11 protein-coding genes are annotated in these 16,011 nt (G+C 31.4%); all 11 read left to right on the top strand.

Features of this window, described 5'->3' with window-relative positions:
• The first annotated feature begins 24 nt into the window (after positions 1-24).
• The 11 genes from RYO54_RS06030 (at position 25) to RYO54_RS05980 (ending at position 16,010) form a co-directional block, all read left to right on the top strand.
• The gene (locus tag RYO54_RS06030) at positions 25-1,023 is read left to right on the top strand and encodes a LacI family DNA-binding transcriptional regulator (RefSeq protein WP_315116702.1); all 999 of its coding nucleotides are present in this window, start codon (positions 25-27) and stop codon (positions 1,021-1,023) included.
• A 187-nt stretch (positions 1,024-1,210) separates the two neighbouring features.
• On the top strand, positions 1,211-5,266 hold the full coding sequence (locus tag RYO54_RS06025) for an AAA domain-containing protein (RefSeq protein ID WP_315116699.1): 4,056 nt from the start codon (positions 1,211-1,213) through the stop codon (positions 5,264-5,266).
• Positions 5,267-5,365: 99 nt separating this feature from the next.
• Positions 5,366-6,433, top strand: a complete 1,068-nt coding sequence (locus RYO54_RS06020; protein ID WP_315116698.1) for a mannose-1-phosphate guanylyltransferase — start codon at positions 5,366-5,368, stop codon at positions 6,431-6,433.
• 246 nt (positions 6,434-6,679) lie between these two features.
• Positions 6,680-7,801, top strand: a complete 1,122-nt coding sequence (locus RYO54_RS06015; protein WP_315116696.1) for a BMP family ABC transporter substrate-binding protein — start codon at positions 6,680-6,682, stop codon at positions 7,799-7,801.
• A gap of 72 nt (positions 7,802-7,873) precedes the next feature.
• Entirely contained in the window at positions 7,874-9,436 is a 1,563-nt protein-coding gene (locus tag RYO54_RS06010; protein WP_399549137.1) for an ABC transporter ATP-binding protein, read from the top strand.
• Positions 9,429-10,505 carry an ABC transporter permease gene (locus tag RYO54_RS06005; RefSeq protein ID WP_315116694.1) on the top strand — a complete coding sequence of 359 codons (1,077 nt, stop codon included), beginning with the start codon at positions 9,429-9,431 and terminating at the stop codon, positions 10,503-10,505. Before RYO54_RS06010 ends, RYO54_RS06005 begins: the two co-directional genes overlap by 8 nt.
• Complete coding sequence (locus RYO54_RS06000; RefSeq protein WP_315116692.1) at positions 10,506-11,432, top strand: ABC transporter permease; 927 nt, start codon at positions 10,506-10,508, stop codon at positions 11,430-11,432.
• A 2-nt stretch (positions 11,433-11,434) separates the two neighbouring features.
• A complete protein-coding gene (gene rihA / locus RYO54_RS05995) occupies positions 11,435-12,361 on the top strand; it encodes a pyrimidine-specific ribonucleoside hydrolase RihA (protein ID WP_315116689.1) in 927 nt (308 codons plus the stop codon).
• Between the two features lie 12 nt (positions 12,362-12,373).
• The gene (locus tag RYO54_RS05990) at positions 12,374-13,300 is read left to right on the top strand and encodes a nucleoside hydrolase (RefSeq protein ID WP_315116687.1); all 927 of its coding nucleotides are present in this window, start codon (positions 12,374-12,376) and stop codon (positions 13,298-13,300) included.
• A complete protein-coding gene (locus RYO54_RS05985; protein WP_315116686.1) occupies positions 13,293-14,597 on the top strand; it encodes an amidohydrolase family protein in 1,305 nt (434 codons plus the stop codon). The genes RYO54_RS05990 and RYO54_RS05985 overlap by 8 nt, the downstream gene beginning before the upstream one ends.
• A 12-nt stretch (positions 14,598-14,609) precedes the next feature.
• Positions 14,610-16,010, top strand: coding sequence for an ADP-ribosylglycohydrolase family protein (locus RYO54_RS05980; RefSeq protein WP_315116684.1), 1,401 nt, complete (start codon positions 14,610-14,612; stop codon positions 16,008-16,010).
• The last annotated feature ends 1 nt before the right edge of the window (position 16,011 follow it).

The raw sequence follows: 16,011 nt of genomic DNA, 5'->3' as shown, positions 1-16,011 counted from the left end.
AATACCTTATTAGGAGTTGATAATATGGCAGCATCCATAAAAGACGTAGCAAAAGAAGCAGGGGTATCAATAGCAACAGTATCTAGAGTTTTAAACGACATAGATGTGGTAAACGAAGATACTAAGAAGAAAGTTTTAGTAGCGATCAAAAAACTAGGATATAGACCTAATATAGTTGCTAGAAGTTTAAAAACACAAAAGACGAGTACGGTAGGGATTATCATACCTGATATATCTAGTCAATTTTATCCGGAAATAGTTAGAGGAGCTGAAGATGTAGCTAATATATATGACTATAACATAATTCTGTGCAATACTGATTTAGATATTGAGAAAGAAATGGAATATCTAAAGGTTTTAAAAGAAAAAATGGTAGATGGTGTTCTATATATGAGTAGTTCCCTTCAAAAGGATGTTATAGAATTTATAAGAGAATTGGAGATACCTACAGTATTAGCAGAAACAATAGATGAAGAAAAGAGCTTTCCTAGCGTAACCATAGATAATTCAAAGGCAGCATATGATGCTACAACATATTTAATAGAAAAAGGAAATAAAAAAATAGCCTATATAGGGCCGAATGATGAAAATATTAATGCAGTTGCTCTAAGATATAGGGGTTATAAAAAGGCATTAATGGAAAAGAATATAGAACTTGATGAAGCTCTAATATGTTTTGCAGGGATTAAAGCTAAAGATGGATATGAAGCTATAAATAAAATTTTAAGTAATTCATCTATAGATGCGGTTTTTTGTGCTAGTGATGAAATAGCTATGGGAGTGATAAATTCACTAAGGGATAAAGATATAAATGTTCCAGATGATATTGATGTAATGGGGTTTGACAATGTCTATTCATCATCTATATTTTACCCTAAGCTTACGACGATAGCTCAGCCTATGTATGACATGGGATCTGTTGGTATGAGAATGTTGATAAAGATAATCAATAAACAACAGCTAGGAAAAGAACATTATGTATTGGATCATAAATTAATTGAAAGAAATTCATGTAAGAAATAGTAATTAAATATATAATAAAGAAAAAACACAGTATATGTACTGTGTTTTTTCATTTTAGGTGTTAGAGTTTGTCATTAATGAAAACATAATGTACAATGAAAATTTTGAAATAGAAACAAGTTAATGGTATAATTTAACATAAAAGTAATATACATATATTTTGATGTTTGTTTGGGGGTATGAATATATGGAAGCTAGAACTAATGTTAAAAATGTATTTAATTATCTGTTAAATTTAAAAAGTATTAATGAAGATATAATTAGAGATGTTAAAGGATATAACAAAATTTTTTGGGATAATCAGATTATTGAAACTGAGGGTTGTACTTTACATAAAGACAAAACTGATGATTGTTATATAGTAATAAGCAAAAAGGCTAAAAATATATATGATTATTTATTTAAACTATATATTCAATTCGAGAAAAGTAATAACAATCTTGAAATTATATATGCAAGTGATTTATTTGCATGTATTATTGATGGAAAAAAAGTTATACATCCTATATTTACTACACCTGTTGAACTAGACTTTCGACCAGAGGTGGAAAAATTTTATTTAAGATTAAATAATAGCGTAAATTTAGAACTTCAATTTTTCCAAGGATTAGAAGTAGAATTTGAATCTATAATAAACTTAGAAAAGGAATTGCAGGGAGGCAAAGAATATTTTTGCCATGATAATATAAGAAAATATTACAATGTAATATTAGATGCTGTGGAAAAAAATAATATTTGTAAAAAAGAAGAGAATATATATAGTTGCGGATGTAGGGAATTAACAATTAAGGACAAGCCCTCAATAATAAATGAGGGATTAATAATAATAAGAGAAATAAATACAAACTTATGGAAAGAAGATATAAAAAAAATAGTGCGTGAATTGGATAATGGAACATCTATACCTAAATCATTAACAGCTTTAGTAGAAGAGGATGTAGTTGAAGAAAATAATGAAGAATGGATGAATTTAAAAGAGGATATATTATTTCCATTACCATCCAATAGAGAACAAAAAGAAGTAGCTAGGGCATTGGCGGAGAATTATGGTGTGGTAGTTCAAGGGGCACCAGGTACGGGGAAAAGCCATACTATTGCCAATTTAATATGTCACTTATTAGCTCATGGTAAGAGGGTATTAGTAACTAGTGAAAGAGGGAGAGCTCTGAAAGTTCTAGAAGATAAAATTCCTGAGGAGATAAGACCTTTATGTATAAGCTTATTAGGTAGTGACTCTAGAGAATTAAAAGAACTAGAAGATTCAGTGAGAGTTATAACAGATAATATGTCTGTAAACCCAAGGATTTTATATGATGAGTTAATATCTTTAGAAAAAGATTTAAACAACTGTAGAAAAAGCATAAATGACGTAATTGAACAATTAAAGAATTTAGATAGAAGAGAAAGAGAAATAATAAGTTATTGCGGAAATGATTATACTTTAGCTGATATTGCAAAGTGGATTAAAGAAAATGAAGAAGAATATTCTTGGATTGAAGATTATATAGATATTGATATGAAATCTCCTCTATCAGAAGAAGAATTTGAAAGCTTGAAATTATGTATAAAAAAGATGGGAAATAATAATTTTCATAAATATAGCAATATTCTGCCTATAATAGACCAAATTCCATCTTACGAGGAACTTTATAAAATAATGTCAGACTATATAAAACTAAAAGAAAAATATGAAAATAATATAGAGTCCTTACAAGGATGGGGAATATATTGTAAAAAGACATTTGACTATAATAGGGCTATGAAAACTATAGATTATGCCATAAATGAAATTGTAAAAATAAATGATGCAGGCTTAGGAGAGATTCTTAAAATTTATAATAACAGTGATTTTATAAAAGATAATTTATTTAATTTGTTAATAAAATGGGAAAATAACATTAATAGAATAAAGAATATAAGAAAAGAAATAAACAATAGCAACATATCTTTACCAGAAAAGATAGATTTCATTGATTTGAAAATGCAATATGAAAAAATATATAAAGAATTAATTAAAAGAGGAAGAATATCTAAGCTGTTTTATATGATGAATAAGGAATGCAGATATATACTGGATAATTCTTTTGTAGATGGTATGCCTTTAGAAAATTTGTCTCAAGGTTTAATAATTAAGTTGTATATGGAGGAAAAGTCCATAGAAGAAAATAGTATAAGTCTTTGGAATAATACCTTTAAAATGTATAATAATTTAACAATAAATAAAGACTGTAATGAGGGCATGATCACACTAGAGAAATACATGATGAGTATAAAAACCATAGTAAATTGGAATGAAAAAGTAAGGTTAGAAATAAGTAATTCCTTAGGAGATATAAAATATCCATCAAATTTAGATTGGTACGAAGAATCTACTTTTACAAGGTTAAAAGAGCGTTTAAAGTCAATAAAAGAAATATATGAGTATAGAGAATTAGATGCAAAAATAAATTGTATAAATAACATGTTAAATAATTATGGGGAATTTAAAGAATTAATACATACAATTGAGGAATTAAATATAGACGAATTAAAAATGGCTTATGAAGAAGTTTGCAATTTGAAAAATATTAAATCCTCTATAGTTCATATGGATAATATTTCATGTAGAGTAAAGGAAACATGTCCTAAATTATATAAGAAGCTATTGAAGGGGAATATAGATAAATTAAATAATTGGAACAGGGCATGGAGATGGAGAAAATGGAACTCTGTTTTAGATAAGTTAGAAGAAATTAATAAAATTGAATTAGAAGAAAAGTTAGAAAATGAGAAAGAAAAAGAAAGACAAATTATTAAAGAAATCATATGCAAAAAGACTTGGTATAATCAAATTTCTAAAATATCAGAGAGTGAAAAAAGAAGTTTGTTTACATGGATTCAGTCAGTAAAGAGAATTGGGAAAGGTAAAGGAAAATATGTAGATGAGTATGTAAAGTCAGCTCAAAAAGAATTAAACAACTGTAAGGAAATTATCCCCGTATGGATAATGCCTTTAGATAAGGTGATAGAGAACATAGATGTGTCAAGTAATAAGTTTGATGTAATTATATTTGATGAAAGCAGTCAAAGTAATATATTTTCTTTATGTGGACTTATGAGAGCAGAGAGAGCTGTAATTGTTGGAGATGATAGACAGATAAGTCCTGAAGCGGTAGGCGTAGATCAAGGAAAGGTAAGAAAAATAATAAATACATATTTAAAAGAAATTCCACATGGAGAATGGTTTGATTTACAAACAAGCCTTTACGATACAGCTCTAAGGGTGTTTCCTGCAAGGATAGTACTTAAGGAACATTTTAGGTGTGTAGAAGAAATAGTAGAGTTTAGTAATAAGTATTGTTATTCAGGTGAAATAACGCCATTAAGATATGCCTATAAGTATGAAAGATTAGAACCTGCAATAAATGCTATAAAGATAGAAGAGGGAAGGAGAGATGAAAAAAAGGTCATAAATATTAAAGAAGGGGAGGCTATTGTAGAAAAGATATATGAACTTTGCAAAGATAGAAATTATAGAGGAATGACAATGGGGGTGATATCTCTATTAGGTGAGGAACAAGCACAGTATATTGAGGGGAGATTGAGAGAAAAAATTGGAGAAGAGGAGATGGTAAAAAGAAAAATAATATGTGGAGATGCTTATTCCTTTCAAGGAGATGAGAGAGATGTAATGTTTTTATCTATGGTTGTAGGGGAAAACATAAAGTTTGCTTCATTAACAAAAGATTCGGACATTAGAAGGTTTAATGTAGCAGCATCTAGAGCTAAAAATCAAATGTGGGTTTTTTACTCAATAGATGTACAAACTTTAAATAAGGATTGCGTTAGATACTCTCTTCTAAATTATTGTTTAAACTATAAAGATTATAAAAAGGAGAAGGATAAAGTAGAATATGTATTCTATTCTGATATTCAAAAAGAAGTATATAATAGGCTATGCAATATGGGCTTTAACCCATACCTTAATTTGAAGATAGGAGGAATTAAAGTAGACTTTATATTAGAGAATTTAAAAAATAAAGTAGCTATTATATGTAGTGATGAATGGAAGAATAGTAGATCAAACTGGAGCGAGGTGTATGAAGATAAATTTAAGTTAAAAACTTTAGGGTGGCATATTATAGAGGTAAGAAATATAGAATTCTATAGAAGACCAGAGAAGCTTATGAAGGAGGTGCACTCATCACTAGAAGTTAAAGGTATTGTTTCTCAGAAAAACTCTAAAGAGTTAAGAGTTGTTTGATAAAATATTTACATTTATAAGAGAATTTATATTTTAATTCACCACTCCGTTTTATTGTTCATAATATATATTTATGAACAATAAAACGGAGTGGTGTTTTTGTTATATGCTTTAATTCTTGCAGGTGGTAAAGGGACTAGGCTATATCCGTTGTCTAGAGATAAAAATCCAAAGCAATTTCTTGAAATAATTAATAATAAAAGCTTTTTAAGAAATACAGTGGATAGAATAAAACCTTTAGTCAGCAAGGAAAATATTTTTGTAGTTACTAATGAAAAATATCTTGATAAAGTAACTGAGGAGTTGCCGGAGATTAAAAAGGAAAATATTTTTGTTGAACCTTCAAATAAAGAAACTGCAACATGTATAGGGCTATCAGCCATAAAATTATTGAAAAAAGATAAGGATGCTATAATGGTAGTGCTTCCTTCAGATCATTATATAGAAAATGAAAAGATGTTTATGGACACTATTTCTCAGGCAGTAGAAACAGTGGAAAGAAGAAGAGGGCTTATTACAATTGGCGTTCCTCCAACAAGACCAGAAACAGGATATGGGTATATACAAGTTGGAGAAAGAATTACTGGGGACATAGCTTCCTATAGAGTAGAGAGATTTCTAGAAAAGCCTAACCTAGAAGTAGCAAAAGATTTAATTTCAAAGGGTACGTATTTATGGAATAGTGGAATGTTTGTTTGGAGAGCAGATGTATATCTTAGAGAGATGGAAAGGTATTTACCTAAAATGTATAGAAGTATGATGAATATGTATTCTAATCTCGGAACAGAAAAAGAAGAGGATGTAATTAGAGAAGAATACGATCTGATAGAAGGTATTTCTGTGGATTTTGGTATAATGCAAAAAACTCGAAAAGCTTATGTGATAAAATGTGAATTTGAATGGGACGATATAGGAACCTTTATGTCGCTTTCTAGATTTTTAAAAAATTTCCGGGGAAATAATGTAACAGGAAATGCATTTATGGAACAAAGTGACAATTGCATAGTATTTGGTGGCGAAAAATTGGTGATAGGATTTGGAGTAAAAGATTTAATTATAGTAGATGCAGGAGATGTTATTTTAGTTATGGATAAAAATAAGGATCAGGAGATAAAACATTTAGTAACAGAATTAAAGGAAGCTGAAGGACTAGATAAATATGTATGAATTAATTAAGAGTTAAAAACAGAGAATTTATTCTAGGGATTTTAGAAATTCTAAAATCCTTAGAATTATAAACAAAGTTAATTTTAGTTACATTAAGGTATATAATATCAAATAATTATTTTTATAATGTGAAATTTATATTATAAGAAAAATTAATATTGAAATATGATATAAAAACACTTATAATAGGTACAAAGCATTAAGTAAACGTTTTAGTAAAACGTTTTATCAAATGGAGGGGTAAAGATGAAAAAAATATTATCGTTAATGCTAAGTATTTTGATGTTTACCACATTAACATTAACAGGATGTGGTAGCAAAAATTCAGAAGGACAAGCTTCTAAAGATGGTTCAAAGGATAAGCCATTAAAAATAGCATTATTGCTTAATGGTAATTTAGGAGACAAGTCCTTTTTTGATTCAGCAAATGAAGGGGTAAAACAAATAAAAGAAAAATTTAATGCAGAAACAAAAGTAGTAGAAATAGGACCAGATCAGACAAAGTGGGAGCCTACATTAGCAGATGTATCCGAAGAAGATTGGGATATAATAATCGTTGGTACATGGCAGATGCAAGAATACTTACAGAAGATAGCGCCACAGTACCCAGAGAAAAAGTACATATTATTTGATTCTTCAGTAGATTATTCAAAAGGAGAATTCAAAAACGTATACTCAATAAACTACAATCAAAATGAAGGATCATTTTTAGCAGGAGCACTAGCTGCAAAAATCACTTCCTCTGATATGGAATTAGCTAACAAGGATAAATTAATAGGATTCGTTGGTGGATCTGATATACCAGTTATAAATGACTTCCTTGTTGGATACATTAGAGGTGCTCAATATGTAGATCCAGAAATTAAGGTTGCTATTTCTTATGTTGCAGACTTCTTTAACAGTGCAAAAGCTAAGGAAATGGCGTTAGCTCAATTTAACCAGAAGGTTGATGTAGTATTTCCAGTTGCTTCTCAAGCAGGATTAGGTGCATTAGATGCAGCTAAAATACAAAAGAAATATGCCATAGGTGTTGACTCAGACCAAGCTATGTTATTTAAAGATGATGAAGAAAAAGCAAACTTAATAATGAGCTCAGTTTTAAAGAGAGTTGACAATTCATTAGTAAGAGCTATAGAACTTGAAGCACAAGGAAAATTACCATGGGGTACAGCAGAATCTCTAGGAATAAAGGAAGAGGCTGTTGGATTAGCAACAAATGAATATTACAATAAAAATGTTCCAGAAGATATGAGAAAGTACATAGAAGATCTTTCAAAGAAAATAGTAGATGGAGAAATAAAGGTTGATTCAGCTATTGGAATGGATACAAAAGATCTTAACGAAATAAGAAATTCAGTAAAACCTTAACATAAACAAACTATATATGCACTGGATAACTCCAGTGCATATAGTTTAATAAGAAAAATCATGAGAGTAGAGGTGAAGGATTTGTCAGGAGAAATATTGAAAATGGAGAACATAACCAAGGTATATCCAAATGGTATGGTAGCAAACAAAAATGTAAATTTTTCTGTTAATGCTGGAGAAATACATGCACTTATGGGTGAAAACGGAGCAGGTAAGAGTACTTTAATGAAAATATTATTTGGTCTTGAAAATCCTGAAGAGGGAGATATTTATCTAAAAGGCGAAAAAATAAAAATTGATTCACCTAATACAGCAATAAAAAATGGAATAGGTATGGTTCATCAACATTTTATGCTTGTTCCTTCACTTACAGTAGCAGAAAATATGGTTTTAGGTGTAGAGCCAAGAAAAAATGGATTTATTGACTTTGAAAAAGCAATAAATATCACTGAAGAAATATCAAAGAAGTACAATCTTTTAGTTGACCCTAGGGCTAAGGTTGCAGATTTACCCGTTGGAATAAAGCAAAAGGTGGAAATACTTAAAGCGCTGCTTAGAGGAGCGGAAGTATTAATACTAGATGAGCCTACAGCTGTATTAACCCCACAAGAGACAAAGGAATTATTTGCAGAACTAGTAACATTAAAAGATAAAGGACATACTATAATTTTTATTTCTCACAAATTAAAAGAAATAAAAGAAATATGTGATAGAATAACAATTCTAAGAGGGGGAAGAAGTGTAGGAGTTTACGATGTAAAAAAAGTGTCACAAGAAGACATTTCTAAGTTAATGGTAGGTCGTGATGTAATTTTAAAGATAGAAAAGAGACCAAGCAAACCTACAGAAACAGTTTTAAAGGTAAATGGAATTAATCTTGTAGATGATACAGGAAAAGATATACTTAAAGACATAAATTTTTCTCTTAGAAAAGGAGAAATATTGGGAATAGCCGGAGTAGAAGGCAATGGCCAAAGAGAATTAATTGAATTAATCACCGGATTAAAAAAATATGATAATGGCGAAATATTGATAGATGACAATAATATTAAAAATTTAAATATAAAACAAATAAGAGAACTAGGAACATCTCATATATCTGAAGATAGAATGACTTATGGTGTTGCTGGTGAAGCAAGCATTGAAGAGAATATTATCTCAGATAGGGTTGGAAGTAAGGAATTAAACAAAGGGCATTTACTAAATATTGGGAAAATTCGTGCAATGGTTAAAGAACTTATAAGTGACTATAAAGTAAAGTGTGATGGAGCAAATCAGCCTATTAAGATGCTATCAGGAGGAAATATACAAAAGGTTGTAGTAGCAAGAGAGTTTTCATCTTCTCCAAAGCTTATTATTGCTAATCAGCCAACGAGAGGAATAGATGTAGGTGCTACAGAATTTATACATAAAAAATTAGTTGAACTAAGAGATGAAAAGACAGGTATATTGTTAGTATCTGCGGATTTAAATGAAGTCATGGAACTTAGTGACAGCCTAATGGTAATGTATGGTGGAGAAATTGTAGCGTATTTTAAAGATAGCTCTAAAGTTACAGAGGAGGAATTAGGAACATATATGCTAGGAATAAATAAACAATCTCCTGAAGAGATAAGGAGGGCTATGAATGAGTAGTAAAAAGATAGAAGCACAATTTGAAATAATAAGAACCTTTGTAGCTATTTTATTAGCGATGTCCTTAGCGTTTTTAATTATTTTAGGAATAAGCAAACAACCATTAGAGGCATTAGCTACATTCTTAACAGGACCTTTCTCGTCTCTTAGACGTTTTGGTAATATGATTGAAATGTCTATACCATTTATTTTTTCGGGATTATCTGTTTGTGTAATGTTTCAAGCAAAACAATTCAATATGATAACTGAAGGTGCCTTTTTTATAGGAGGAGTAGCAGCTTCATTTATAGCAGTTAAGGTGATGCTACCTATTGGCATCCATCCAATTGTAGCTATACTATTTGGAGGTTTGATAGGAGCTTTAACAGGATTAATACCGGGAGTATTAAAAACAAAATGGAATGCAGATGAGTTGGTTTCATCTCTAATGCTTAATTACGTTTGTTTATACATGGGTATATATGTAATTAACAATGTATTGAGAGACCCTAATGCAGGTATGATGGCTTCATATGTTTTTAATCCTACAGCGGTTTTAAACAAGATAGTTCCAGGAACAAGAATTCATTTAGGTATATTTATAGCAATTTTATTTGTAATTTTAACTTATTTATTTATGTATAGATCAAAATGGGGATATGCATTAAGAATGACTGGATTAAATAAAAACTTTGCTGAATACTCTGGCATTAATACTAAGAGAGTAATTTTATATTCACAGGTGCTAGGGGGATTTATTGCAGGTTTAGGTGGAGCCACAGAGATACTTGGAATGTACCAGAGATTTCAATGGCAAAGCTTGCCTGGATACGGTTTTGACGGAATAATAGTAGCTATTTTAGCTAGAAATAATCCTTTATTCATACCAATAGGCGCATTGTTTTTAGCATATTTAAGAGTGGGAGCAGATATAATGGCTAGAATGACCGATGTGCCAAGTGAAGTAATAGCAGTTATTCAGGCGATTATAATTATGCTTATAGCAGCAAATAGATTCTTAGCAAAATGGAAACATCAAAAAATTGTTAAGGATTCACAAGAAAAACTAGCTGTTAAGGAGGGAAAGTAAATGGAAAATCTTTTTTCAATAATATTCTCAGCAAGCTTTGGATATGCAATATTAAGAGTTACAACTCCAATACTTTTTGCTTCGTTAGCAGCTTTAATATCAAATAAGGCAGGAGTTATAAACATAGGTTTAGAGGGTATAATGCTTTCAGCCGCTTTGGCGGGTGTAGTTACCAGCGCCTTTAGTCAAAGTGCCTTAGTGGGTATTATTTGTGCAGTAATAGTGGGAATGTTAATGTCGTTACTTCTGGCATATTTTTCACTCAATCTTAAATCAGATATTATTTTAACAGGTATAGCATTAAATCTACTTGCCAGTGGAGGAACTGTCTTTCTTTTATATTTGGCAGCTAAAGATAAAGGAATTTCTATTTCTTTAAAGAGTATGGTTGCTCCAGAGATATCTATACCATTATTAAATAAAATACCTGTGTTAGGACAAGTCCTATCAGGACACAACGTATTGACTTATATATCTTTATTATCAGTAGTAATAGTAAATATCCTCTTATATAAGACTCCATTGGGGTTGAAGATAAGAGCGGTAGGAGAAAATGAAAACGCAGCAGATTCTGTTGGTATTAGTGTTAAAAAGATACAATATTTAGCTCTATTGTTAAGCGGCGTTTTTGCATCCTTAGGGGGAGCATATATGTCCATGGGTTATGTTTCTTGGTTCTCAAGAGATATGACTGCTGGAAGAGGATTTATAGCTTTAGCCGCTGAGGCTATGGGTAGGGGAACTCCTATGGGAACCTTTTTAGCTTCTCTAATATTTGGATTTGCAGATGCTTTATCTAATGTAATGCAGTCCTTAAGAGTACCAGCAGAGTTTGTTCAAATGGTGCCTTATTTAACTACTATATTGGGCTTAGTTATATATTCAGCTCAACAGGCAAATAAAACTAAAAAAATTAGGAGGAAATAATTATGCGTATACCAGTAATTATGGATTGTGATCCAGGTCATGATGATGCAATAGCTCTTTTACTAGCTTTTGCAAATAAAAAATTAGATGTAAAGGCTGTAACTATAGTGGCAGGAAATCAAACTCAAGAAAAAACTTTAAATAATGCACTAAAAGTATTAAGTTTTGCAGGGATAGATGTGCCAGTAGGAAGAGGAAGCGATAAACCTCTTATGAGAGACCTTATAATTGCGCCTGAAGTACATGGAGACAGTGGACTAGACGGTCCTGAACTTCCAGAACCAACACTAAAAGAACATGAGATACCAGCAGTGGAGCTTATAGCAAAAATAGTTAAAGAGAGTGAAGAAAAAGTTACTTTAATACCAACAGGAGCATTAACTAATATTGCTAAATTTCTTTTATGTTATCCAGAATTAAAGGGAAAGATTGAAAGAATCTCATTAATGGGAGGAGCTTGCTTCGGAGGAAATTGGACTCCAGCAGCGGAGTTTAATATACTTGTGGATCCAGAAGCCGCAGATATAGTATTTAAGTCAGGAATACCTATAACAATGTGTGGCTTAGATGTAACTCATAAGGCTCTAATATACCAGGAAGATATCGATAGAATAAGAGACTTGGGTGGAAAAGTTGCAGTCATGGTAGCAGAACTTTTAGATTTCTTCTCTAAATTTCATGGTCAAATGGGATTTGAGGGAAGTCCTTTACATGATCCATGTGCCGTAGCATGGGTAATAGATCCATCTATTATAACTACAAAGAAGTTACATGTAGCAATTGAAACAAAGGGTGAACATACTTTAGGTGCTACAGTAGTAGATTATTATGATGTTTTAAAGAAAGAAAAAAATGTGGATGTGGCATTTGATATAGATAGAGAAAGATTTGTAGATATGCTAGTGGAAGCTCTGCAACAGTATAACTAAGGAGGGAATAATATGAAGATACCGGTTATCATTGACACTGATCCTGGTGTAGATGATGCTATAGCATTATGTTTGGCCTTTTCATCAGATAAGTTAGATATAAGAGCCGTGACTTCAGTAGGTGGCAACATACCTTTGAAAAAAACTACTAAAAATGCTTTGGATTTAGTAAGCTATTTTGGTAAAAATGTAAAGATTTCAAAGGGTGCTTCAGGCCCATTACTTAGAGAGTTAGAAACAGCAGAGTGGGTACATGGCGTTTCAGGTCTTGCTTCAGTAAAATTACCTAAAGGAAACATTGAGTTATATGAAAAAAATGCATGGGATACTATATATGAGGAAGCTATTAAATTTGAGGGTAAATTAAACATTATTACCTTAGCACCTCTTACTAATATAGCCATTGCTTTAATGAAATACCCTGATTTAAAAGATAAAATAGAGAGAATAACCCTTATGGGAGGAGCTTGCTATATAGGTAATACTACCCCAGCAGCAGAATTTAATATATATGTGGATGCTGAAGCGGCAGACATAGTATTTAAATCAGGTATACCTCTTACAATGGTTGGCTTAGACGCAACTCATAAAGCTGTTGTTCTAGAAGAGGAAATAGATGAAATAATTAGTGGTGATAATAGAGTAGCAGCAGTAGTAAAAGAATTACTTCAATCCTGTTTAAAAATATGTAAATTTTATGGAACAGAAGGGGCAGTTATTCATGATGCTTTAGCAGTGGCTGCTGTTATCGATCCTACAATAATTAGCAAGAAAAAATATTATGTATCCATAGAGACCAAGGGAGAGTTAACTTATGGCAAGACAGTAGTAGACATATATGATGTTACTAAAAACAAGCCTAATGTGGAAGTTGCTCTAGGAGCCGATAGGGAAAGATTTGTAGAAATGCTCAAAGGGATGATGAGAGAGTATGCTTAAGGGTTATCATAAGTGGGATACAGTCTTAAAAGATGGCAACATAATACATAGTGAAGGTAATATGGAAGAGAAGGTACATTTATACATAAGGGATGGAAAAATAGAGAAAGTATCAAAAGAATATGAAGAAGGTGCTAAAGAAGTAATTCAATGTAAAGATCACTATATAACACCTGGATTCGTAAATTTACATTCTCATGTGCCAATGAATATACTAAAAGGGTTAGCTGAGGATGTAAATATTAATGATTGGTTCAATGTAGAAATATTTCCTTATGAAAGTAAACTTACCCCTATGGATATATATTATGGAGCATTGTTAGGAATAAGCGAAATGATAGACAATGGAGTTACAGCTTTTGCAGATCACTACTTTTTTGCAGATAAGATTTGTGATGCAGTTATAAAAAGTGGCATTAGAGGAGATATAGCACCAACAGTATTTGGATTAGCTGATAACTTTGAAGATATGCTAAATGAAGCTTCCGAGCTCATAGAAAAGAGAAGGCATGAAAGCAGTAGGCTTAACTTAAGAATGGGACCACATGCCCCTTATACTTGTCCACCTGATAAACTAAAGAGAATAGTAGAGAAGGCAGAAGAGCTTAAAATAGGATTACACATACATGTATCTGAAACAGAAGAACAGGTAATAAATAGTTTAAGTGAATATGGAAAAACTCCTTTTCAAATGCTAAATGAAGCGGGTGGATTTAATCTTCCTTTGATAATCGCTCATGGTCTATGGGTTAAGGAAGAGGATTTTAAATACATAAATAAAAATACTTTCTTTGCAATATGTCCTAAGACTTATATGAAATTAGGAATGGGAAGAGGTAATGTTTTTAGTAGATATAATGAGCTGCCATTATGCATAGGAACAGATGGAGGGGCAAGCTCAAATACACTAAGTCCTTTAGAACAGTTAAGGTTATTTGCACTGGTTGGCAAATTAGAGAATAGAGCGGAAGATTTTAAACTAAAAGATATGTGGAAAATTTTAATGAGGGGGCACAACGCATTAAGCTTTAATACTGGAGAAGTAAAAGAAGGATTTAATGCAGATTTGCTTATATGGGATTTAAATAAAAGTAATACCTACCCAAATTATAATCCACTAGCATCTATAATTTATAGCGGTGAAAGCAAAAATATAGTTCATTCAATGGTTGATGGAAAATTTATAAAAAAAGATGGAGCCATAGTTTTTAAAAATCAACTATTGTGGAAAGAGATTGAGACGACCTCTAAGAATATACTAGATAAGGGAAAAGGTACAAATAAAGTTATATATTAAGGAGGAATAATTATGAAAAAGGCTTGGGAAATGGAACATGAGTTAATGCAAAATGCTATGCCTGTAATATTAAGTGAGGAAGATCAGACTTGGAGTACGGGAGCAGAACATGCAGAAGAATATATAGAGACAATGATTAAGTTAGTTTGGAAGAGCAATGTTCCAGGATCATTTGCCCCAGAGAGGGTTATAATAGGAGCTATTCAGTCCATGGAAAATATGGGATACAGTGTAGAAGAGGCAGAAAAGTTAATTCCTCTTGGACTTAAAGCTTTAGAAGAAAATAATATAGTTGAATTGAGTAAAATAACTGCTAGAGTTTATTATGAACTGAACAATTCTAAAAAGGATATGAGCTCACCTTATTGGAAATATAAAATATATTCCACTTGGGAAGAATACAAAAATTCAGTAAAATTCTATCAGTATGATAAATACGATATATCAAGAGAAGACTTTGAAGAAAAGATATTAGCGGGATGGATAGCTCAAATATGTGCAGGAGCATTAGGGACAGCTATAGAGGGGTATACTACTGAGAACATTGAAAAGACTTTTGGAGATGTAAAATATTATGTCAGAAAGCCAAATACCTATAATGATGATATAACATATGAACTAGCATTTTTAAAAGCTTTTGATGAAAAGGGTTATGAAGTTACTTCATCAGATATAGCAGAAGAATGGGTTGGACTTATTCCGTTAGGTTGGTCAGCTGAAGATATTGCATTAAGAAATATTAAGGGGGGAATATATCCTCCTTACAGTGGTGAATTTAATAACTATTACCGTGAATGGATAGGAGCGCAAATGAGAGGTGCTATATGCGGAATGGTTGCTCCAGGAAATCCAGAAGAAGCGGCTAGACTTGCTTGGATTGATGGTGTAATTTCTCATCATAACAATGGTGTAATAGGAGAAATATTTAATGCAGTATTGGTATCTTTAGCCTTTGTTGAAAATGATGTGAAAACTATACTAAGTAAAACTATAGAAATGATACCAAAGGATTCAGAGTACTATTCAGTAATAGAGTTTGCATATAATCAATGTAAGAATAGTAATAATTGGAGAGATGCATGGAAACCTTGTGAAGAAAAGTACAAAATGTATAACTGGATTCACGCATATCCAAATGCGGCAGCAGAAGTTGTAGCTTTATATTTTGGTGGAAATGATTTTGATAAAACAATGAATATAATATCTATGGCAGGACAAGATGTTGACTGTAATGCCGCACAGATAGCTACCATATATGGTATAATGCATGGTTTAAAAGGAATAGACGAAAAGTGGTTTCAACCAATTGGTGATGATTTAATAACCTATGTTAGAACTATGGAGAAATTAAAAATAAGTGAACTATCAAAATGGACAGTGGAGGTTATTAGAAAATCCGACAAGGGAGAATGAT

Source organism: uncultured Clostridium sp., from assembly GCF_963515715.1.
Lineage (GTDB): Bacteria > Bacillota > Clostridia > Clostridiales > Clostridiaceae > Clostridium_AW.
Note: the sequence above shows the minus strand (reverse complement) of the source record. Positions and strands in the feature narration are given on the sequence as shown.